Source organism: Methylobacterium sp. D53M (assembly GCF_053345625.1).
Genome location: NZ_JBKFAL010000003.1, coordinates 293,977 through 312,145, shown reverse-complemented (window position 1 = coordinate 312,145; position 18,169 = coordinate 293,977). Strand labels below are relative to the sequence as shown.

20 protein-coding genes are annotated in these 18,169 nt (G+C 72.7%); 11 read left to right on the top strand and 9 right to left on the bottom strand.

Annotation, left to right across the window (positions count from 1 at the left end; genetic code table 11):
• Positions 1-12: 12 nt before the first annotated feature.
• Positions 13-975 carry a quinoprotein relay system zinc metallohydrolase 2 gene (locus tag ACLBYG_RS08920; protein ID WP_447681241.1) on the bottom strand — a complete coding sequence of 321 codons (963 nt, stop codon included), beginning with the start codon at positions 973-975 and terminating at the stop codon, positions 13-15.
• A 160-nt stretch (positions 976-1,135) separates the two neighbouring features.
• Here ACLBYG_RS08920 and ACLBYG_RS08915 point away from each other — a divergent pair, with 160 nt between their 5' ends.
• Positions 1,136-1,702, top strand: a complete 567-nt coding sequence (locus ACLBYG_RS08915; RefSeq protein WP_042673639.1) for a TetR/AcrR family transcriptional regulator — start codon at positions 1,136-1,138, stop codon at positions 1,700-1,702.
• Here ACLBYG_RS08915 and queC read toward each other — a convergent pair.
• The 4 genes from queC to ACLBYG_RS08895 all read right to left on the bottom strand — a co-directional run bounded on the left by queC (position 1,689) and on the right by ACLBYG_RS08895 (position 4,590).
• On the bottom strand, positions 1,689-2,408 hold the full coding sequence (gene queC / locus ACLBYG_RS08910; RefSeq protein WP_447681240.1) for a 7-cyano-7-deazaguanine synthase QueC: 720 nt from the start codon (positions 2,406-2,408) through the stop codon (positions 1,689-1,691). The two genes, ACLBYG_RS08915 and queC, sit on opposite strands and share 14 nt — an antisense overlap.
• On the bottom strand, positions 2,398-2,754 hold the full coding sequence (gene queD, locus ACLBYG_RS08905; RefSeq protein ID WP_020092323.1) for a 6-carboxytetrahydropterin synthase QueD: 357 nt from the start codon (positions 2,752-2,754) through the stop codon (positions 2,398-2,400). The genes queC and queD overlap by 11 nt, the downstream gene beginning before the upstream one ends.
• A 100-nt stretch (positions 2,755-2,854) precedes the next feature.
• A complete protein-coding gene (locus ACLBYG_RS08900; protein ID WP_447681239.1) occupies positions 2,855-3,808 on the bottom strand; it encodes a dihydrodipicolinate synthase family protein in 954 nt (317 codons plus the stop codon).
• Between the two features lie 104 nt (positions 3,809-3,912).
• Positions 3,913-4,590 carry a GntR family transcriptional regulator gene (locus ACLBYG_RS08895; RefSeq protein ID WP_447681238.1) on the bottom strand — a complete coding sequence of 226 codons (678 nt, stop codon included), beginning with the start codon at positions 4,588-4,590 and terminating at the stop codon, positions 3,913-3,915.
• A 117-nt stretch (positions 4,591-4,707) separates the two neighbouring features.
• Here ACLBYG_RS08895 and ACLBYG_RS08890 point away from each other — a divergent pair, with 117 nt between their 5' ends.
• On the top strand, positions 4,708-6,300 hold the full coding sequence (locus ACLBYG_RS08890) for an ABC transporter substrate-binding protein (protein ID WP_020092320.1): 1,593 nt from the start codon (positions 4,708-4,710) through the stop codon (positions 6,298-6,300).
• A gap of 139 nt (positions 6,301-6,439) precedes the next feature.
• Here ACLBYG_RS08890 and cobT read toward each other — a convergent pair whose 3' ends face one another.
• Entirely contained in the window at positions 6,440-7,480 is a 1,041-nt protein-coding gene (gene cobT / locus ACLBYG_RS08885; protein ID WP_447681237.1) for a nicotinate-nucleotide--dimethylbenzimidazole phosphoribosyltransferase, read from the bottom strand.
• Positions 7,481-7,566: 86 nt separating this feature from the next.
• Between cobT and cobS the strand changes: the two genes are divergently transcribed.
• The 3 genes from cobS to ACLBYG_RS08870 are packed head-to-tail and all read left to right on the top strand — an operon-like array spanning position 7,567 to position 9,354.
• Entirely contained in the window at positions 7,567-8,400 is an 834-nt protein-coding gene (gene cobS, locus ACLBYG_RS08880) for an adenosylcobinamide-GDP ribazoletransferase (RefSeq protein WP_091925884.1), read from the top strand.
• A 52-nt stretch (positions 8,401-8,452) separates the two neighbouring features.
• On the top strand, positions 8,453-8,665 hold the full coding sequence (locus ACLBYG_RS08875; RefSeq protein WP_020092317.1) for a DUF1289 domain-containing protein: 213 nt from the start codon (positions 8,453-8,455) through the stop codon (positions 8,663-8,665).
• Positions 8,662-9,354 (top strand): retropepsin-like aspartic protease family protein, encoded by a 693-nt coding sequence (locus tag ACLBYG_RS08870; RefSeq protein ID WP_056532650.1) that lies wholly within the window; start codon positions 8,662-8,664, stop codon positions 9,352-9,354. Before ACLBYG_RS08875 ends, ACLBYG_RS08870 begins: the two co-directional genes overlap by 4 nt.
• A gap of 21 nt (positions 9,355-9,375) precedes the next feature.
• Here ACLBYG_RS08870 and dusA read toward each other — a convergent pair whose 3' ends face one another.
• Positions 9,376-10,395 carry a tRNA dihydrouridine(20/20a) synthase DusA gene (gene dusA / locus ACLBYG_RS08865; RefSeq protein WP_447681236.1) on the bottom strand — a complete coding sequence of 340 codons (1,020 nt, stop codon included), beginning with the start codon at positions 10,393-10,395 and terminating at the stop codon, positions 9,376-9,378.
• A 328-nt stretch (positions 10,396-10,723) separates the two neighbouring features.
• On the opposite strand from dusA, the gene motA reads away from it, so the two are divergent.
• The 3 genes from motA to ACLBYG_RS08850 all read left to right on the top strand — a co-directional run bounded on the left by motA (position 10,724) and on the right by ACLBYG_RS08850 (position 15,016).
• Complete coding sequence (gene motA / locus ACLBYG_RS08860; RefSeq protein ID WP_020092314.1) at positions 10,724-11,587, top strand: flagellar motor stator protein MotA; 864 nt, start codon at positions 10,724-10,726, stop codon at positions 11,585-11,587.
• Positions 11,588-11,609: 22 nt separating this feature from the next.
• Entirely contained in the window at positions 11,610-12,470 is an 861-nt protein-coding gene (locus ACLBYG_RS08855) for a flagellar motor protein MotB (protein ID WP_056532644.1), read from the top strand.
• Positions 12,471-13,405: 935 nt separating this feature from the next.
• Positions 13,406-15,016 carry a cache domain-containing protein gene (locus ACLBYG_RS08850; RefSeq protein ID WP_447681235.1) on the top strand — a complete coding sequence of 537 codons (1,611 nt, stop codon included), beginning with the start codon at positions 13,406-13,408 and terminating at the stop codon, positions 15,014-15,016.
• Positions 15,017-15,084: 68 nt separating this feature from the next.
• Here the strand turns inward: ACLBYG_RS08850 and ACLBYG_RS08845 are convergent, their stop codons facing one another.
• Entirely contained in the window at positions 15,085-15,960 is an 876-nt protein-coding gene (locus tag ACLBYG_RS08845) for an SDR family oxidoreductase (protein WP_447681234.1), read from the bottom strand.
• A gap of 321 nt (positions 15,961-16,281) precedes the next feature.
• Between ACLBYG_RS08845 and ACLBYG_RS08840 the strand changes: the two genes are divergently transcribed.
• The 3 genes from ACLBYG_RS08840 to ACLBYG_RS08830 all read left to right on the top strand — a co-directional run bounded on the left by ACLBYG_RS08840 (position 16,282) and on the right by ACLBYG_RS08830 (position 17,271).
• Positions 16,282-16,452 carry a hypothetical protein gene (locus ACLBYG_RS08840; protein WP_157862090.1) on the top strand — a complete coding sequence of 57 codons (171 nt, stop codon included), beginning with the start codon at positions 16,282-16,284 and terminating at the stop codon, positions 16,450-16,452.
• Positions 16,453-16,471: 19 nt separating this feature from the next.
• Complete coding sequence (locus ACLBYG_RS08835; RefSeq protein WP_447681233.1) at positions 16,472-16,681, top strand: hypothetical protein; 210 nt, start codon at positions 16,472-16,474, stop codon at positions 16,679-16,681.
• A gap of 164 nt (positions 16,682-16,845) precedes the next feature.
• On the top strand, positions 16,846-17,271 hold the full coding sequence (locus ACLBYG_RS08830) for a GFA family protein (RefSeq protein WP_056532787.1): 426 nt from the start codon (positions 16,846-16,848) through the stop codon (positions 17,269-17,271).
• A gap of 95 nt (positions 17,272-17,366) precedes the next feature.
• On the opposite strand, the gene ACLBYG_RS08825 is transcribed toward ACLBYG_RS08830, so the two are convergent.
• A complete protein-coding gene (locus tag ACLBYG_RS08825; RefSeq protein WP_447681232.1) occupies positions 17,367-18,062 on the bottom strand; it encodes an urease accessory protein UreE in 696 nt (231 codons plus the stop codon).
• Positions 18,063-18,169 lie beyond the last annotated feature (107 nt).

Sequence of the window (18,169 nt, the reverse complement as noted above, 5' to 3'; positions counted from 1 at the left end):
GATCCTAAAAACCTATTCCCACTCGAGTTCCTGGTAGGCCACGGTGACGTTGCGGCCGTTGTAGGTGTCGAACAGGGCCCACTTGTCGCGCTGGTCCGCCGCGACGCTGGTCACGGCCTTCTCGATGGGCACGTCCTTGGCGATCGCCGCCCGGGTGCCGTCGCGCAGGGCGGTCAGGTAGCCGGAGAGGTCGGCGAGCGCCGGGGCGAGGTCGACCGCGACGGGGCCGTGGCCCGGGACGGCCCGGGCGGGACCCATGGCCTTCAGCCGCTCGATCTCGGCGAGCCAGCCCTTGAGGCTGCCGTCGAGGGAGGGGATCCGGTTCACGAACAGCAGGTCGGCGGGGAACAGCAGGCCGCTGCCGGAATCGATCATCGACAGGTCCGAGGTGGTGTGCGCCGGGCCGTGCGCCGTGAAGGTCAGGCGCCGGTCGCCGAGGTCGATCTCGGCCGTGTCGGCGACGGTCATGGTCGGGTAGACCACCGGCCCGGTCCGGTCCTCGCCGAGCAGATCGATCAGCCGCTTGCGGTAGAACTCGCCCCGGGCCGCCAGCGCCTCGGTGAGCTTGGCGTGGCCGATGAAGACCGGCTTGTCCTGAACGAAGGCCCCCGCCCCGAAGACGTGGTCCGGGTGGACGTGGGTCAGCACCACGTGGGTGATCGGCTTGTCCGTGCGCTTGGCGATCTCGGCGCGCAGCCACTGGCCGTCGGCGAGGCTGCCGCCGGACTCGGTCACCACCACGCCGGTCCTGCCGACAAGGAAGCCGATATTGGCGATAGCGTCGGCGTTGTCGGGGGTGGCGTCGGCGATCAGGCCCTTGCGCATGTACAGGCCCGGCCCGACCTCCTCCATCGTGAAGCTCTCGGCGGCGCGGCCCAGCGTCGGCAGGCAGCACAGGCAGAGCCCCGCGAAGAGGGCGTGCCGCCGCGTCGGCCCGGCGGCCTGCACCCGCGGATGGACGGCGCGTGCCGTCATGCCGAAACCTCCCGATCTTGCCCGTTCTTGATTGTCTACCATTAAGTAGGTAGATTGATCGTCCGTCAAGGGGCCGCCGGGAGCCGGTCCCCGCCGCGGCCGCACGTTCGCGTGACTTCGTGCGATGATGGGGGCGCGTTTTGGAGCGACGTTCGCCGCGATGAGGGATACCCGCGCCGAGTTGCTGATGCAGGCCGAGACCCTGGTGCGGGGCCGCGGCTTCGCCGGCTTCAGCTACGCCGACCTCGCGGCGGCGGTGGGCATCCGCAAGGCGAGCATCCACCACCACTTCCCCACCAAGGTCGATCTCGGCGCCGCCCTGGTGGCGGCCTACGCGGCGCGCTACGCCGCGGCCCTGGAGGCGATCCGCCGGGACGTGCCGGACGGGCCGGGCCGGGTCGAGGCCTACGGGCGGCTCTACCTCGGCGGCGTCGAGCAGGGGCTCGGCTGCCTCTGCGCCGCGCTCGCGATCGAGGGCGAGGCCCTGCCCGAGCGCCTGCGCCGGGACGTCGCGGCCTTCTTCGCGGACCATCTCGCGTGGCTGGAGGGCATCCTGCGCGCGGGCCAGGCGGACGGCAGCGTGCGCGGCGGCGCGGATCCGGCAGCGCTCGCCCGCTACGTCGTCGCCACCCTGGAGGGGGCGCTCCTGATGGAGCGCCTGTTCGCGAGCCCCGACGCCTTCCGGGGGACGCTGGCGGTGCTGGTCGACGGCCTCAGGCCGCAGTGAACCGGGCGTAGCCGTCCGCCCGCAGGCGGCAGGCCGGGCAGGTCCCGCAGCCGTAGCCCCAGGGATGCCGCTGCCCGCGCTCGCCGAGGTAGCAGGTGTGGCTCTCCTCGACGATCAGGTCGACCAGCGCCCGGCCGCCGAGGCTCTCGGCGAGGTCCCAGGTCTGCGCCTTGTCGAGCCACATCAGCGGCGTGTGCAGCACGAAGCGCCGCTCCATGCCGAGATTGAGCGCCACCTGCAGCGCCTTGATCGTGTCGTCGCGGCAATCCGGGTAGCCGGAATAGTCGGTCTCGCACATGCCGCCGACCACGTGCCGGAGCCCGCGCCGGTAGGCGAGCGCCGCCGCGAAGGTCAGGAACACGAGGTTGCGGCCGGGCACGAAGGTGTTGGGCAGGCCCGACGCCTCGTAGCCGATCGCGGCCTCCCGGGTCAGCGCCGTCTCGGAGACCTGCCCGAGGGCGTCGAGGGCGAGCGTGTGGTCCTCGCCGAGGCGGGCCGCCCAGGCGGGATCGAGGGCGGTCGTGCCCGCCCGCAGGGCCGCGCGCCGGTCGAGCTCGACCCGGTGGCGCTGGCCGTAGTCGAAGCCGAGGGTCTCGACGTGGTCGAACCGGTCGAGCGCCCAGGCGAGGCAGGTGGCCGAATCCTGGCCCCCGGAGAACAGCACCAGCGCGGCGCGATCCCCGGCGATCGCGGTCTCACTCGCCATCGTACTCGGCCCAGGACATCGGCGTCTCGGCGACCCGCACGAGCGCGAGGCCCGGCAGGTCCGGCCGGAGGCGCTGCCAGATCCAGGCCGCGATGTTCTCGGCGGTCGGGTTCTCCAGCCCCTCGATCTCGTTGAGGCAGTGGTGGTCGAGCCGGGCGAGCAGCGGCCCGAAGATCGACTCGATGTCGTAGAAGTCGATCACCCAGCCGGTGTGGGGATCGACCGGGCCGGCGACCGTCAGCTCGACCCGGTAGGAATGCCCGTGCATCCGGTGGCAGCGGTGGGTCTCGGGCACGTTCGGCAGCCGGTGGGCCGCCTCGAAGGTGAAGGCTTGGGTGATCTTCATGGACGGTTCGCGGGTAAGGCCGATCTCGCCCCCGCCATAGCGCCGACGGGCGGTCCCGCGCAAAGGCGGGCTGCCCTGCGTTCGGCGGCGCGGCCGGGGATCAGGCCCCGGCGCCCGCCTCCGACCACTGCGCGTACCACGCCTTGAACAGGCGCAGCTGCGTCTCCGCGTAGTGGCGCTGACCGGCGCTGAGCGCGTCGGTGGCATTGAAGTGCAGCGCGTATTCCGGGTTCCCCTCCAGCACCATCAGGTGCTTGTAGTAGAGGACGAGGTCGGTCCCCTCGTCGAAGCTCGACAGGATCGCCAGCGCGGCGTCGAGTTCCTCGGCCCGGCGCCGGGCCCGGACGTCGCCCGCGGCGGCCTTCTCGCACAGGGCGACGAGGTGGAGCACCTCCCGCGGCAGGACGTTGCCGATGCCCGTGATGGCGCCCCGGGCGCCGCAATTGACGTAGCCGTGCACCACCTGGGTATCCACCCCGACCATCAGGGTGATGTCGGGCGACTGGCCGGTGATGTGCTCGGCCGCGTAGGTGAGCGAGGCCGCGCCGCCGAACTCCTTGAAGCCGACGAGGTGCGGGTGGCGGGCGCGCAGGCGGAAGAACAGGTCCGCCCGGGTCTCGAACCCGTAATAGGGGCTGTTGTAGATCACCGACGGCAGGTCGACGGCCGCCTCCAGGATGCCGCCGAAATGCGCCTCCTGGGCCGCGGACGAACTGCCGCGCGACAGGACCCGCGGGATGATCATCAGGCCGTGGGCGCCGGCCGCCTTGGCGTGGGCCGCGAGCGCCGCGGCGCGCTTCGGGTTCTGCGCGCCGGTCCCGACGATCACCGGGACGCCGGCGGCGAGCAGCCGCTCGACGCCCGCCATCCGCTCCTCGTCGGTGAGCAGCGGCCAGTCGCCCATCGAGCCGCAGTAGACGACCGCCGACATGCCGGCATCGACGAGCTCCCGCCCCTTGCGCGCGAGGGCGTCGAGGTCGGGCGTCCGGTCCGGCCGGCAGGGCGTCATCAGGGCCGGGATCGTGCCGGAGAAGATGTGTCGATCGAAGGCCATCGCCGGCTCGCCTGCTGGGAGGTGGGATCGTCCCGGCCGGCCCCGCGGGCCTCGCGGGGCGGCACGCCTCTCCATGGCAGCGCCGCGCGAGTCTGGCAAGGATTTTATACAATCTCTGTCGCGCGGGCCGGGACCGGCGCGGCGCCGAGGAACGCCATCAGCGCGGCGGCGACGTGGTCGATATGGTCGGTCAGGAGGGCGCAGGCGGCCGAGACGTGGCCGTTCCGGCACAGCCGGACGATCTCGCGGTGCTCGCGGTCGGCCCGCTCCAGCTCGGCGCTGTCGGTGGAGAGCTGGAGGCGGGTGTAGCGGTCGCACTCGGCCAGCAGCGAGCCGACCAGACCGAGGGCGCGGGGCCGCTCCGCCCGGCCGTAGAGGAGGAGGTGCAGCTCCGTGTTGAGGGCGCCCCAGCGCACCGTCGCGCCCGCCCGCAGGGCCGCGGCGTACTCCTCCAGCAGGGCGTCGGCCCGGGCGTAGTCGTCGTCGGTCAGGCGGGGCGCCGAGAGGGCCAGGAGGCGCGGCTCGAGGGCGGCCCGGAGCTCGAGGGCCTCGGCCGCGTCCGCCGGCGAGAGCGGCGCCACCATGGCCCCGCGATGGGGCAGGATCCGCACGAGGCCCTCGGCCTCGAGCTGGAACAGCGCCTCCCGCACCGGGATCCGGCTGGCGCCGAACTCCGCCGCGAGGCCGTCCTGGCGGAGCTGCGAGCCGGCCGGATAGCGGCCGTCGAGGATGCGCCGCCGGATCTCGGTCCCGATCGAGCCCGCGATGGTCCGGTTCTTCATCGTCTCGCTCCCGGTCGACCCCGGATGCCCCGCAGGACCCTTGACGGCGGAGCTCCGGTGTTGAAATTGTATAAAATCAATCGGGCAACGGGCTCGATCACGAAAAGGGTGCCCGCGATGACGCTCTCCCGCCGCCAGATCCTGGCCGGTACCGCAGGCGCGGCCGCCGGCCTCGGCCTCCCGCACCTGGTCCGGGCCCAGCCCGGCGGCGGCAGCGTGCTGCGCTTCATCCCGTCGACGCCCCTGCCGTCCCTCGATCCGATCGTCGCCACGAGCTACGTCATCCGCAATCACGGCTATCTCGTCTACGACACGCTGTTCGCCACTGACGAGAATTTCCGCATCCAGCCGCAGATGGTGAGCGAGTGGCAGACCGCGCCCGACGGCCTGCGCTGGACCTTCCATCTCCGCGACGGCCTCACGTTCCACGACGGCTCCCCCGTCGAGGCCAAGGACTGCATCGCGTCCATCGCGCGCTGGTCCAAGCGGGACGCGTTCGGCCAGACCCTGGCGGGCTTCGTGGAGGGGTACGGCCAGGAGGACGCGCGGACCTTCACGGTCGCGCTGAAGAAGCCGTTCCCCCTGCTCCCGGCGGCGCTCGGCAAGCTGTCCTCGAACGTGCCCTTCATCATGCCGGAGCGCGTCGCCCTCCAGGACGCGTCCAAGCCGATCGCCGACGCCACGGGCTCCGGGCCCTGGCGCTTCGAGGCGCGGGAATGGATCCCCGGCCAGAACGCGATCTACACCCGCCACGCGGGCTACCGACCCCGCGAGGAGGCGCCCTCCTGGGCGGCCGGCGGCAAGGTCGCCAAGGTCGACCGGATCGAGTGGCTCGCCATCACCGAGGCCTCGGCGGCGGTGGGCGCGATGATCCAGGGCGCGGTCGACTGGTACGAGCAGCCGGCGATCGACCTGATCCCCGTCCTCAAGGGCAAGCCGGGGATCGAGATCCGCAACGTGCCGCTCGGGCTGATCCTGCTGATGCGGTTCAACCACACGCAGCCGCCGTTCAACAATCCCGAGATCCGCCGGGCCGTGATGATGGCCATGAAGCAGGACGACTACATGCAGGCGGTGGTCGGCAGCCCCGAATACTACCGGGAGGCCAAGACCTTCTTCACGCCGGGCTCGCCGATGTCGACCGGGGCCGGCGGGGCCGCGGCCATGCAGGCGGACCTCGCCAAGGCCAAGGCGATGCTGGCCAAGGCCGGCTACAAGGGCGAGCGCGTGGTGCTGCTGGCCCCGGCCGACCAGCCGATCGCCTACAACCAGTCGCTGGTGACCCAGGACCTGCTCAAGCAGCTCGGCATGAACGTCGATCTGGTCTCGACCGACTGGGGCAGCTTCATCGCCCGCCGCGGCAACCGCGGGCCGGTCGATGCCGGCGGCTGGTCGCTGTTCCACACCCTCTGGTCGGGGGCCGACGTGCTGAACCCGGCGCTCCACCCACTGATCCGCGCCAACGGTCAGGCGGCGTGGTTCGGCTGGCCGGACGACCCGACCCTGGAGGGCCTGCGCAGCGAGTGGATCGCCACCAGCGACGAGGCGCAGCAGAAGGCGCTCGCCGCGCGCATCGAGGAGCGGGCCTTCGCGGTCGTGCCCTACGCCCCCGCGGGCCTCGTGCAGCAGCCGATGGCGGTCAGCGCGAAGCTCAAGGGCATGGTCATGGCGCCGGTGCAGTTCTTCTGGAACATCGAGAAGACCGCCTGAGTTTGGGCGCTCCCGAGGAAGGTTCGTCTTTGCGAGCGCAGCGAAGCAACCCAGGGCAGCGGGCCGCTGATGGGCGTGGCGCCGCTGGATTGCTTCGCTCCGCTCGCAAAGACGCGAGGGCGCAGGTGCCCGCGCGTCTTCAGCCCGCGCCCTTCCCCGACACGCCGGCCTGCGCGAAGGTCGCCATGCCGGTGTGGCAGGCGAGCGCGCCCTTCAGCAGGCCCATCGCCATGCCGGCGCCCGAGGCCTCGCCGAGGCGCATGCCGAGCGCCAGCAGCGGCACCAGCCCGAGCCGCTCCAGAACCTCCGCGTGGGCGCCCTCCGCCGAGACGTGGCCGGCGAGGCAGTGGTCGAGGGCATTTGGGTCGGCGGCGTGTAGCACGGCCGCGGCGGCGGTCGCCACGTAGCCGTCGATCACCACCGGGATGCGCTGCAGCCGCGCGGCCAGGATCGCCCCCGCCATGGCGGCGATCTCCCGGCCGCCGAGGCGCGCCAGGACCTGGAGCGGGTCGGCGAGGTGGCCGGCATGGTGCGCGAGCGCCGCCTCCACGGCCGCGACCTTCCGGGACAGGCCGTCCCGGTCGACTCCCGTGCCGCGCCCGACCCAGTGGGCGGGATCGCCGCCGAACAGGGCGGCGTAGAGGGCGGCCGCCACCGTGGTGTTGCCGATGCCCATCTCGCCGATGCCGAGGCAGTCGGTGCCGGCGGCCACCGCCTCCATGCCGAACGCCATGGTGGCGACCGTGGCGCGCTCGTCGAGGGCCGGCCCCTCCGCGATGTCGCCGGTGGGCATGTCGAGGGCGAGGTCGAACACCTTGAAGCCGAGGCCGTAGGCCGCGCAGATCTGGTTGATCGCCCCACCCCCGGCGGCGAAGTTGTCGAGCATCTGGCGGTTGACCGCGTCCGGGAAGGCCGAGACGCCGCGGCGCGTGACCCCGTGGCTGCCGGCGAAGACGCAGACCAGCGGCCGGTCGAAGGTCGGCGGCGCCTTGCCCTGCCACGCCGCCAGCCACGTCACGAGGCTCTCCAGGCGCCCCAGCGAACCGGCGGGCTTCGTCAGGGTCGCGTCCCGGGCCGCGACGGCTTCCTTCGCCTCCGCGTCGGGGCCCGGCATCGCCTTCAGCAGGTTGCGGATGTCGTCGAAGGGGCCGGGTTCGGGAGCGGTCGTCGAATCGGTCATGGCGGCGATGATTTCCTGTGGGCGCCTCCGGACGGGGAGACTATACGGGAGCGGCGCGCGGTGGCGGGCGGATGCGAGAGGCCGCGATGGACAGGCAGACCGGCGGGGAGGCCGACTGGCCCGGGCGCGGCGCCCTCTACGACCTCGCCGGGTGCCTGCGCTTCTACTCCCGCCTGCCGGTGCCGCAACTGCCCGGCGAGCCGGACCCGCACCGGAGCCCCGACTTCACCACCCTGCCGCGGATGCTGCCGCTGGCCGGCCTGATCCTGGCGCTGCCCGCCGCCCTGGTGCTGGCGGCCGGCTGGGCCGTCGGGCTCGGGCCGTTCCTGGCCGCGACCCTCGCGGTGGCGGTCGCCGTGGTGGCGACCGGCGCCCTCCACGAGGACGGGCTTGCCGACGTCGCCGACGGGTTCGGCGGCGGCGCCACGCGGGAGCGCCGCCTGGAGATCATGCGCGACAGCCGGATCGGCGCCTACGGCGGCGCCGCCCTGGTCCTGGCGCTGGCCCTGCGGATCGGCGCCCTGGCGACGCTCCTCGACCGGATCGGCCACGCGGCCGTGACCGGCCTGATCCTGGCGGCCGCCCTGTCGCGGGTCGCCGCCCTCGCCCCGATGGTGCTGCTCGCGCCGGCGCGGCCGGGCGGCCTCTCCGCCTCGGTCGGCCGCCCGGGGCGGGCGAGCCTCGCCACCGCGCTGGGCCTCGGCGCGGTGCTGGCGCTCGGCGCCGTGCCCCTCGGCCTGCCTGTCGGCGGGATCGCTCTGATGATCCTGTGCGCCGGCCTCGCGGCCCTGGGCCTGACCCGGCTGGCGCGCGCCAGGATCGGCGGCCAGACCGGCGACGTCATCGGCGCCTGCCAGCAGGTCGCGGAGATCGCCGCCCTGCTGGCCCTGGTGGCGGCGACGGCGGGCGTGGCGGATTGAGGGAGGCCGCCGCGTCTTGACCCGGCCACGATCCCCCGGCCAAGGATCACCGATGCCGCCCGCGCCGAAACCCTCCTCGCCCTGCACCAAGGTCTGCGTCCTCGACGCCGCGACCGGCCTGTGCTGCGGCTGTGGCCGGACCCGCGACGAGATCGCCGCCTGGGGCTCGCTGTCGGAAGACCGGCGCCGCGCCGTGATGGCGGGGCTCGGCGCCCGGATGCGGGCCGCCGGCCTCACCCCCCTGGAAGCGCCGCTGCCGTCATGATCTATCTCGGCCTCGCGGCCCTCGCCCTGGTTCTCGTCGCCCTGGTCCTCAGCGACGGCAGCGACAGCGTCGGCGGCGTGATCGAGCCCGACCAGTTGGCGAACCTCGCCTGGACCGGCACGATCCTGCTCCTGGTGGTGGCCGGGTTCTGGCGGCAGTTCACGGCCCGGCTCGGCGCGAACCTGCAGGCGCTCCTGGCCTGGGCGCTGATCGGCCTCGCCCTGGTGATCGGCTACAGCTACCGCGACCGGATCCAGGACGTCGGCGCCCGGGTGCTCGGCGATCTCCGGCCGGGGAGCGCGACCTCGAGCGGCGACGGCGCCGTCACGGTCACCCGGCGGGCGGACGGCGATTTCCGGGTCGACGCCTTGGTCAACGGCCGGGTGCAGCCCTTCCTGTTCGACACCGGGGCGAGCAGCGTCGTGCTCACCGCCGAGAACGCCGCCGCGCTGGGGCTCACGCCCGCGCCCTCCGAGTTCACCGCCCGCGTCTCCACCGCCAACGGCATCACCTACGCGGCGCCGACCCAGCTCGACTCGCTCAGCGTCGGGACGATCACCGAGCGGCGCGTCAACGCCATGGTGGCCAAGCCGGGCGCGCTCTCGGCGAACCTCCTCGGCCAGACCTTCCTGTCGCGGCTCTCCGGCTACGAGGTCCGGGGCGACCGCCTGATCCTGCGCCGGCCCTGACCGGGCCGCCGCGCGAGGCGCTCAGGCGGCGCGGGCCTCGGGGGCGGCGCGGGAGACCAGCGCCACCGCCTCCCGCAGGGTCGCGAGGTCGGCCTCCGGGCGCATCCCGTGGGTCGAGAGGTGGCGCCGGAAGGCCCGCGCGCCCGGCCGGCCGTTGAACAGGCCGAGCATGTGCCGGGTGACCGCGTGGAGGCGCTCGCCCCGGGCGAGGCACGCGGCGATGTAGGGCTCGAACGCTGCGACCGCCGCGAAGGCGTCGGGGGCCGGGGCCGGCACGCCGAACAGGTCGGGATCGACCCCGAGCAGGAGCGCCGGCTCGGTGTAGGCGGCGCGGCCGACCATGACGCCGTCGACCTCGGCGAGCCGCGCCCGCGCGGAATCCAGGTCGCGCAGGCCGCCGTTGACCGCGATCGGCAGGCCGGGAAGCCGTCGCTTCAGCCGCGCGGCGCGGCCGTAATCGAGGGGCGGCACGTCCCGGTTCTCCTTGGGCGAGAGTCCCTGGAGCCACGCCTTGCGGGCGTGGACGATCAGCCCGTCGACGCCCGCCGCCACCACGGCGTCGGCCAGGGTGTCGAGCGCCGCCTCGGGGTCCTGGTCGTCGACGCCGATCCGGCACTTCACCGTCACCGGCACGGGGACCGCGGCCTTCATGGCGGCGACGCAGTCGCCGACCAGGGCCGGCTCGCGCATCAGGCAGGCGCCGAAGCGGCCCTCCTGCACCCGGTCCGAGGGGCAGCCGACGTTGAGATTGACCTCGTCGTAGCCGAGATCCGCGGCGATCCGGGCGGCCCGCGCCAGGTCCGCCGGGTCCGAGCCGCCGAGCTGGACCGCCACCGGGTGCTCGATCTCCGCGAAGCCGAGCAGGCGCTCCCGCGGCCCGTGCAGCACCGCGCCGGTCGTCACCATCTCGGTGTAGAGGCGGGCGCGCGCCGAGAGGGACCGGTGGAACGCCCGGCAGTGGCGGTCCGTCCAGTCCATCATCGGGGCGACGGAGAAGCGCCATCCGCTGAGATTTCTGGGTTCTTCCGTTGCGGCAATCACTTGCTGTCGCTCTCGTGCTGTACCTCGGCGTGCCCCATCGGGCGTCGGACTGCTCGGAATCCGGCTGTGCCGTGCCTGCTCGGCCCCGTCCGGTCCCACCGCGGGGGCGCGATGGGGACCATCGTCGAGTCCGCCGGGAAGCACGGGACGACGGGGTATCACGCCCGGATCGTCGTCAAAAGAGACGGCACGGTTCACCGCGGGGCCCGGACCGTCGACCGGCGCGCCGCCGCGGCTCTAAACGCGCCGTTAACCAAGATCAGTGATTTCCCAGGTCATTGGTAGCGTCGCGCGGAGTGCATCTGCCGCCGCGCAAGGATGGCACATCATGCGGCTGATCGTCGGCACAGTGATCGTCTTCGCCTGCGTCTTCGGCAGCTACGCGGCGATGGGCGGCCATCTGCTGGTCCTGTGGCAGCCGTTCGAGTTCGTCATCATCCTGGGTGCGGCGATCGGCGCCTTCGTCATCGGCAACACTGGGCCGGTGCTCAAGGCCGTGCCCGCCATGCTGGGCACGCTGATCAAGGGCCCCAAGTACAACCAGCAATCCTATGTCGAGCTGCTGGGAATGCAGTATTCGTTGTTCAAGCTCGCGAAGCAGAAGGGTGCGATGGCGCTCGAGCCGCACATCGAGGATCCGGGCGAGTCGACGCTGTTCAACGCCTTCCCGACCTTCGCGGCGAACCACCACGCGGTCGAGTTCGTCTGCGACTACATGCGCATGGTGACGCTGGGCGCCAACAACGTCCACGAGATCGACGCGCTCATGGATGAGGAGCTGGAGACGCACCACCAGGAGCAGGAGCGCGTCGTCTCGGCCATGCAGTCGCTCGCCGACGGGACGCCGGCGCTCGGCATCGTCGCCGCCGTGCTCGGCGTGATCAAGACGATGGGGGCGATCAAGGAGCCGCCGGAGGTGCTGGGACACCTGATCGGCGGCGCGCTCGTCGGCACCTTCTTCGGCGTCTTCGTGGCCTACGGCTTCTTCGGGCCCATGGCGCAGTCGCTTAAGAGCCTCTTCGAGGCCGAGTCCAAGTACTATCTCTCGCTCAAGGCGGGGCTGCTCGCCCACATCGCCGGCCAGCCGCCGGTGATGGCGGTCGAGTTCGCCCGCAAGTCCCTGATGAGCGACGTCCGCCCGACCTTCAACGAAGTGGAAGCGGCGACCGCCGCTCTGCCCGCCCAGAGCTGATCCGACATCCGGGAGGGAGTCCATGGCGACGATCATCATCAAGAAGGTCAAGAAGGCCGCCCACGCCCACCACGGCGGGGCCTGGAAGATCGCCTACGCGGACTTCGTGACCGCCATGATGGCGTTCTTCCTGCTGATGTGGCTGATCAGCATGACGACGCAGGAGCAGAAGATCGGCCTGGCGGAGTACTTCTCGCCGGCGGCTCTGAGCCCTGCGACCAGCGGCGCCGGCGGAATCCTGTACGGGACCGCCCTCGACACGTCCGGCAACAAGCCGTCCACGCCCCGCGACGCGGAGCGGGGCTCCGCCGAGCGGGAGGAGATCACGCGCCCGACCAGCCCGGGGCGCGTCAGCGACGTCGATGCCAGCCGCCCGGTCGCCAACGTGGAGGCCAATTTCAGCGCCATAGCCAGCCTCCGGCAGGCGCTCCAGACGATGCCCGACATCGCCGAACTGTCGAAGAACATCGTGATCGAGCAGACCAAGGAGGGCGTGAACGTCTCCCTCGTGGACCAGGACGGCCGCTCCATGTTCCGCGAGGGGTCCGTCGAGCCCTACGACCGCACCCGTCGCGTGCTGGAGGCCCTCGCGCCCGCCATCCGGCGGCTGCCCAACCGCCTGTCGATCACCGGCTACACGGCCGTCGCGCGCCCGGGCTCGACGCGGGCCGGAGAGCCCTGGAACCTCTCCGCCGGGCGTGCCCTCGCCGTGCGCGAGGTCCTGTCGGGTGCCGGGGTTCCCAACGACAACTTCTCCTCCGTATCGGGACGCGGCGACACGGAGCCGGTTTTCCCGGACAATCCCTACCTCGCGCCGAACCGGCGGGTGACGATCACGCTGCTCAACGCGAGCCCGCCGGTGCCCCCGAACCTTCTCCGCTGACGCCGGAGCGGCGCGCCGCGTGGGACCGCGACGCGGCGCGCCGTCGATGCCGCCTCACGTCACCGCGGCGCGTCACGCGCTCCGCGCGGGACCACGCGCCGCCGCGTCGCTTCCGGCGCGCGGTGTCGAGGCGGCGCGGGTGGCCCGCGACCGGGCCGAGCGCCCGCGCCGCGCCGAGGCGGTAGGCTGACGGCGCGGCGGCGCGCGCACGTCGCCCGCGAGCGGCACCGCGATCCCTGAGCCCGCCGCGCTCGGAGCCTCCGGGTTCGAGGCCGCACCGGCGCGATCCGGGTCAGCCCCGGGCATCCTCTCGGCCGGGACGCCGGAAATCGATGTCGCAGTCGGGCCGCGCGCCTCGCGCTCCACGGGGCGCGACAGCGTCCGACGATTCACCGCCGGGACCTGCGCGCAACCCGCCTCCCCCGCCCTGACTCCCGGAAGCGGACCGGCGGCAGGCCGCCCGGAGCAGCCGGTCGAGCGCGGCCGACGGGCGGGCGTGGACGACCGGCGGCTCGCTGGCCCGCCACGTGTCGCGCGGCGTGAACCTCTCGAACGTCGTGTTCAGCCTCGCTCGCTCCGGCAGCGCGGCGGACGCGTCCGTCGCCGCCTTCTGCGGGCCTGACCGCTCGCGGTCCGGGCCGCCGATCGGCGCCCGCGGGGCGTGCGACGGCGGCACGAGACCGTCCGCGACGAGGTCGATCGTCCCGGCCGACCGCTCCGCCGGGAGCGCGATGAAGCATATCTCGCATGTGTGGCCGGAATGGAATTATTCCAATGTTCGGCAGATGATCGGCGGGCGCGGCGCCGGAGGACAGTTGATTCGATCCGCGAGCTTCGCGGTATGATTTTATTTATAAGCGGGAATATTTGAGATGACGATCGGTAGAAAAATATTTTGTCTTATCAGTTGCATCCTACTGGCATTCATATCGATCGTGGGCGTCCAGGTCTCGTCCGTCGGCGCGGTGATGATGGAGGGGCGCAGGGCCGCCATCCGCGCCCAGGTCGAGTCGGCGCACGGCATCGTGGCGGCGTTCGCCCGGCAGGCGGAGGCCGGCGCCGTCTCGGCCGACGAGGCGCGGCGGCGCGCGGCGGAGGCGCTGCGGGCCATGCGCTACAACGGCGGCGACTACGTCTTCGTCTACAGCTCGGAGCCGGGCAACATCGGCCGCAACGTCGTGCATCCCGATCCCAAGATCGAGGGCACGCGGTCCCGCGACGACGCGGCGATGAAGAAGACCTTCGTCTGGACGATGATCCAGCACGCCCGGGAGGGCGGCGGCTTCACCGAGTACCGCTGGGCCCGCCTCGGCGAGACCGAGCCCGCCCCGAAGGTCGCCTACTCGCTCGCCTACGAGCCCTGGCAATGGGTCATCAATTCGGCCCTGTACGTGGACGACATCCACGCCCTGGACCGGGCGCGGATGGTCACCACCCTGCTCTGGCTGATCCCCCTCGCGATCGGGATCGGGCTGGTCGGGTTCCTGCTGGCGCGCAGCATCACCCGCCCCCTGAGCGCCTTCACGGCCGCCCTGCGCCGCCTCGCCGGCGGCGCGACGGACGTCGCCATCCCGGGTCTCGGCCGGCGCGACGAGATCGGCCAGATGGCCGAGGCCGCCGGCGTGTTCCGGGACAGCATGATCGAGGCGCGGACCCTGTCGACCGAGCAGCGCGCCGAGCAGGAGCGTCGGCAGGAGCGGGCCCAGTGGATGGAGGCGGTGACCCGCAGCTTCGACACCGAGGCGAGCCAGCTCCTGGCACGGGTCGACACCGCCGCGGCCGGCATGCGGGAGGCCTGTCGGGCGATGGCCGACACCGCCGCGCAGGCGTCGCGGCAGGCCGGCTCGGCCGCCGGGGCGGCGCAGCAGGCCGCCGCCAACGTGCAGACGGTGGCGGCGGCGACCGAGGAGCTGTCCGCCTCGATCGGCGAGATCGGCGGGCAGGTCACCAAGTCGGCCGCGATCGCCGGTCAGGCGGTGAGCGAGGCGGAGCGGACCGACCGGCAGATCCGCGGCCTCGCCGGGGCGGCGGAGCGGATCGGGGAAGTCGTGCGGATCATCTCGGCGATCGCCGAGCAGACCAACCTGCTGGCGCTGAACGCCACGATCGAGGCGGCGCGGGCGGGCGAGTCGGGGCGCGGCTTCGCGGTGGTCGCCGCCGAGGTGAAGGGCTTGGCCGGGCAGACCGCGAAGGCCACGGAGGAGATCACCGCGCAGATCGCGGCGATCCAGGGCGAGACGACGGAGGCGGTCGGCGCGGTCCACTCGATCGGGAGGACCGTCGACACGATGAACGCGATCGCCAGCGCGATCGCGGCGGCGGTCGAGCAGCAGCGGTTCGCCACCGGGCACATCTCGCAGAACATCGACGAGGCCGCCCGGGGGACCGACGCGGTGAGCGCGAACGTGGTCTCGGCCTCGTCGGCGGCGGAGGCGACGCACCGCGTGGCCGGGGAGGTCGGTGCCGCGGCCGGCGACGTCTGCCGCAGCGCCGAGGCCCTGCGCGCCGAGGTGATGCGCTTCCTCGTCGAGATGCGCGCCGCCTGAGCGCACCGTCGCCCCGGACGGGCGCCGCTGCCGCGGGGCCTGTCCGTGAAACGCGCGGGAGAGGCGCGTCAGAACACCGGCATGGCCCCGGCCACCGTGACGAGCGCGCCCGACGTGTAGCTGCTCTCCTCGGAGGCCAGCATCACGTAGGCCGAGGCGAGTTCGGCCGGTTGTCCGGGCCGGCCGAACGGCACCTGACTGCCGAAGGATTTCACCGAATCCTGGCTCATCCCGGAGGGGATGAACGGGGTCCAGATCGGCCCAGGCAGCACGCCGTTCACGCGCACGCCCTTCTCGGCGAGGAGCTGGGCCAAGCTGAGCACCATGTTGCTCAGGGCGCCCTTTGTGGCGCTGTAGGCCATGAGCGACGGCATCGGGTGCTTGGAATTCACCGAGGAGGTGAAGATCACCGAGGCGCCGGGCTTCAGATGGGCGAGCGCCGCCTTGGTCACGTAGAACGCGCCGAACACGTTGGTGCGGAAATGGTCCTCGAACACGGCGTCGTCGATCGCGGCGAGGTCCTCGTTCGGCTGCTGGAACGCGCCGTTGTTGACCAGCACGTCGAGGCGCCCGAACGTCTCGACCGTGCGGGCGACGATCTGGCGCCCGTAGGCGGCGTCCTTGAGGTCGCCCGGCAGGAGCAGCACCCGCCGACCCGCCTTCTCGACCCACTGGGCGACCGCCTCCGCGTCGGCCTGCTCGTCCGGCAGGTAGGAGATGGCGATGTCGGCCCCTTCCCGGGCGAAGGCGATGGCGACCGCGCGGCCGATACCGGAATCGCCGCCGGTGATCAGCGCGGCCTGGCCGGTCAGCTTGCCCGAGCCCTTGTAGCTCGCCTCGCCGTGGTCGGGTTCGGGCTCCATGCGGCCGGTCTTGCCGGGGAAGCTCTGGGGCTGCGCCGCGAAGGGCGGGCGGGGATGCTTGTGCAGCGGATCCGTGGTCACGCGTCGTCTCCGATGGGGATGCCGGTCCAACCGCACGGCATCCCGGGTGTTCCGGTGCCCTGGCGCCGCGCCCCGCCGGCACAGCCCCGTTCGAGGCCGCCCGCCGCCCTTCCCCCTCGCGGACAACACGAACCCGTGTGCCGGCGAGGGGCCGACACAGGTCAGCAACAGCCGCTCGTCACTCTGGCCACGAGGAGGTCCCGCCATGATCGACGTTCAGCCGGAGGATCGGGCCGCCCGCGTGATCGACCGGGTCCTGCTCTGCGCAGCGATGCTCTCGCTCACCTTCGGACTGGCGACGGGCCTGTGGGGTCTGCTGCAGTGAGCCAGCCCGGGGATCCGGGTCCCGCGCAGGGATCCGGGGCGCGGATCACGATCCGGCCCGGTCGCGCGCCCGCGCGGCGGTCCGGACGCGACTACACCGCCGTGACGCTGATCGGAGCGGGACTCACGGTGCTCGCGCTCGCGCTGCTGCTGGTCGGGATCCCGTGAGCGGTCGCCGGCGATGCTGATGAACCGCGTCCTCGTCGCCGCGCTGGTCGTCGCGGTCGCGGCGTTCCTGCTGTACCTAGCGGCCCTCGCCCGCGCGGCGCTGTCGCCCAACGAGCCCTACGCGGCCAGCATCGGTCTCACCCTCGACCAGTGCGTGGCCGCCCAGGACAGCCTGTCCGCCGAGGCGTCGCGCCTCTACTGCCTCAGGCCCGTCCCGAAGCGCCTGTGACCGGCAAGGATCTCGGCCCGCCGGAGACCCTGCGTGAGTTTTCCTGACACATCGTGTGACGACATGGTGATTGTCCGCACGGTGCCGGAAACTTAGGGTTCGAGGTGCCGGCCGGCTCTGCCGCCGCGCCCGATCGCAGGAAAACGCACGGGATGCCCAGCACCATGGCGGACGACGCAACGACCCGGTCCGGACGCTGCCACTGCGGGGCGGTGCGCTTCGAGGCGGCCCTCGACGGGGATCTCGCGTCGATCCGACGCTGCACCTGCTCCTACTGCCGCATGCGCGGTGCCGTCGTCGTCATGGCGCGGCCGGGCGGGGTGAGGATCCTGGAGGGGGCGGAGGCGCTGACGACCTACCGGTTCCATACCGGGGCGGCGCAGCACTTCTTCTGCTCCCGCTGCGGCGTCTACACGCACCATCAGCGGCGGTCGGACCCGAACGTCCACGCCGTCAACGTGGCCTGCCTGGACGGGGTCAGTCCCTTCGACTTTCCGGAGGTCCCGGTGATGGACGGCGTCAATCACACGAACGACACCGGCCAGCCCACGCGGCGCGCCGGCACGCTGCGCTTCGTCCCGGCAGAGTGACGGCCGCGTAGGGCTGCGTGAGGACCGCGTGACGGCGGCGGACCGTCCGCGGTGTGGGCCCGGTGCGGGATCCCCGATCGGGCCCGGCTCAACCGCTAGTGATCGTGGCCGCAGCCGCAGCCGGGACCGTGCACGTGGCCGTGCTTCTGGTGCCCGTGCTCGTGATCATGGCCGTGATCATGGCTGTGACCGTGGGCATGATCGTGGCCGTGCTTCTCGTGCCCGTGATCGTGGCTGTGCCCGTGATCGTGCGCGTGGTCATGCCCGTGGTCATGCCCGTGGTCATGGCCGTGCTCATGCCCGTGGTCGTGATGATGGTGGGCGTGATGGTCGTGCCCGTGATCGTGCCCACAGGTGCTGTGATCGTGGGCGGCCTGCTCGGGACGGAAGGCACGGGAGACCGGGGTCGCGACGCAGCCCTGCCCGCGCACCAGCTCGGCCGCGGCGGGCGTCGCCGGCACGTAGAGCACGTCCGCGCCGATCTCGGCGTCCACGTGGCTGCCGCCGAGCTGCCAGGCCAAGCGCAGCAGGCGGGCCGGATTCTCGGCGCGCACCTCCAGGAGATCCTCGGCGGCCGCCCGCACCGCGACGAGCCGGCCGTCGTCGAGGCGCAGGGCGTCGCCGTCCTCGAGCGCCGCGGCCTTTGTGAGCGCGACGTCGAAGCCGAGGCCGCCCTCGGCGACCAGGGATCCGGCGACGGCAGCCCGGCCCGCGCGGTCGAGGGTCACCGTGTCGGCGACGCGGTCGGCGCGGACCGCGGCCCGGCGGACGATCGTGGTGGCTGTCGGCATGAGACCCTCGGACATGTGCCGGACTGGTGCCGGGCGTGGTGCCGGATAGGGCGTCGCGGCACCGCGGCCGGAGCGCCTCCGAACGTGGCATAGGGCGAGACGGGAAC

Bases quoted from the DNA above. Each gene is read 5' to 3' on its own strand.
- ACLBYG_RS08920 (WP_447681241.1), bottom strand. From the start codon at position 975: ATGACGGCACGCGCCGTCCATCCGCGGGTGCAGGCCGCCGGGCCGACG.
- ACLBYG_RS08915 (WP_042673639.1), top strand. From the start codon at position 1,136: ATGAGGGATACCCGCGCCGAGTTGCTGATGCAGGCCGAGACCCTGGTG.
- queC (WP_447681240.1), bottom strand. From the start codon at position 2,408: ATGGCGAGTGAGACCGCGATCGCCGGGGATCGCGCCGCGCTGGTGCTG.
- queD (WP_020092323.1), bottom strand. From the start codon at position 2,754: ATGAAGATCACCCAAGCCTTCACCTTCGAGGCGGCCCACCGGCTGCCG.
- ACLBYG_RS08900 (WP_447681239.1), bottom strand. From the start codon at position 3,808: ATGGCCTTCGATCGACACATCTTCTCCGGCACGATCCCGGCCCTGATG.
- ACLBYG_RS08895 (WP_447681238.1), bottom strand. From the start codon at position 4,590: ATGAAGAACCGGACCATCGCGGGCTCGATCGGGACCGAGATCCGGCGG.
- ACLBYG_RS08890 (WP_020092320.1), top strand. From the start codon at position 4,708: ATGACGCTCTCCCGCCGCCAGATCCTGGCCGGTACCGCAGGCGCGGCC.
- cobT (WP_447681237.1), bottom strand. From the start codon at position 7,480: ATGACCGATTCGACGACCGCTCCCGAACCCGGCCCCTTCGACGACATC.
- cobS (WP_091925884.1), top strand. From the start codon at position 7,567: ATGGACAGGCAGACCGGCGGGGAGGCCGACTGGCCCGGGCGCGGCGCC.
- ACLBYG_RS08875 (WP_020092317.1), top strand. From the start codon at position 8,453: ATGCCGCCCGCGCCGAAACCCTCCTCGCCCTGCACCAAGGTCTGCGTC.
- ACLBYG_RS08870 (WP_056532650.1), top strand. From the start codon at position 8,662: ATGATCTATCTCGGCCTCGCGGCCCTCGCCCTGGTTCTCGTCGCCCTG.
- motA (WP_020092314.1), top strand. From the start codon at position 10,724: ATGCGGCTGATCGTCGGCACAGTGATCGTCTTCGCCTGCGTCTTCGGC.
- ACLBYG_RS08855 (WP_056532644.1), top strand. From the start codon at position 11,610: ATGGCGACGATCATCATCAAGAAGGTCAAGAAGGCCGCCCACGCCCAC.
- ACLBYG_RS08835 (WP_447681233.1), top strand. From the start codon at position 16,472: ATGAACCGCGTCCTCGTCGCCGCGCTGGTCGTCGCGGTCGCGGCGTTC.
- ACLBYG_RS08830 (WP_056532787.1), top strand. From the start codon at position 16,846: ATGGCGGACGACGCAACGACCCGGTCCGGACGCTGCCACTGCGGGGCG.
- ACLBYG_RS08825 (WP_447681232.1), bottom strand. From the start codon at position 18,062: ATGCCGACAGCCACCACGATCGTCCGCCGGGCCGCGGTCCGCGCCGAC.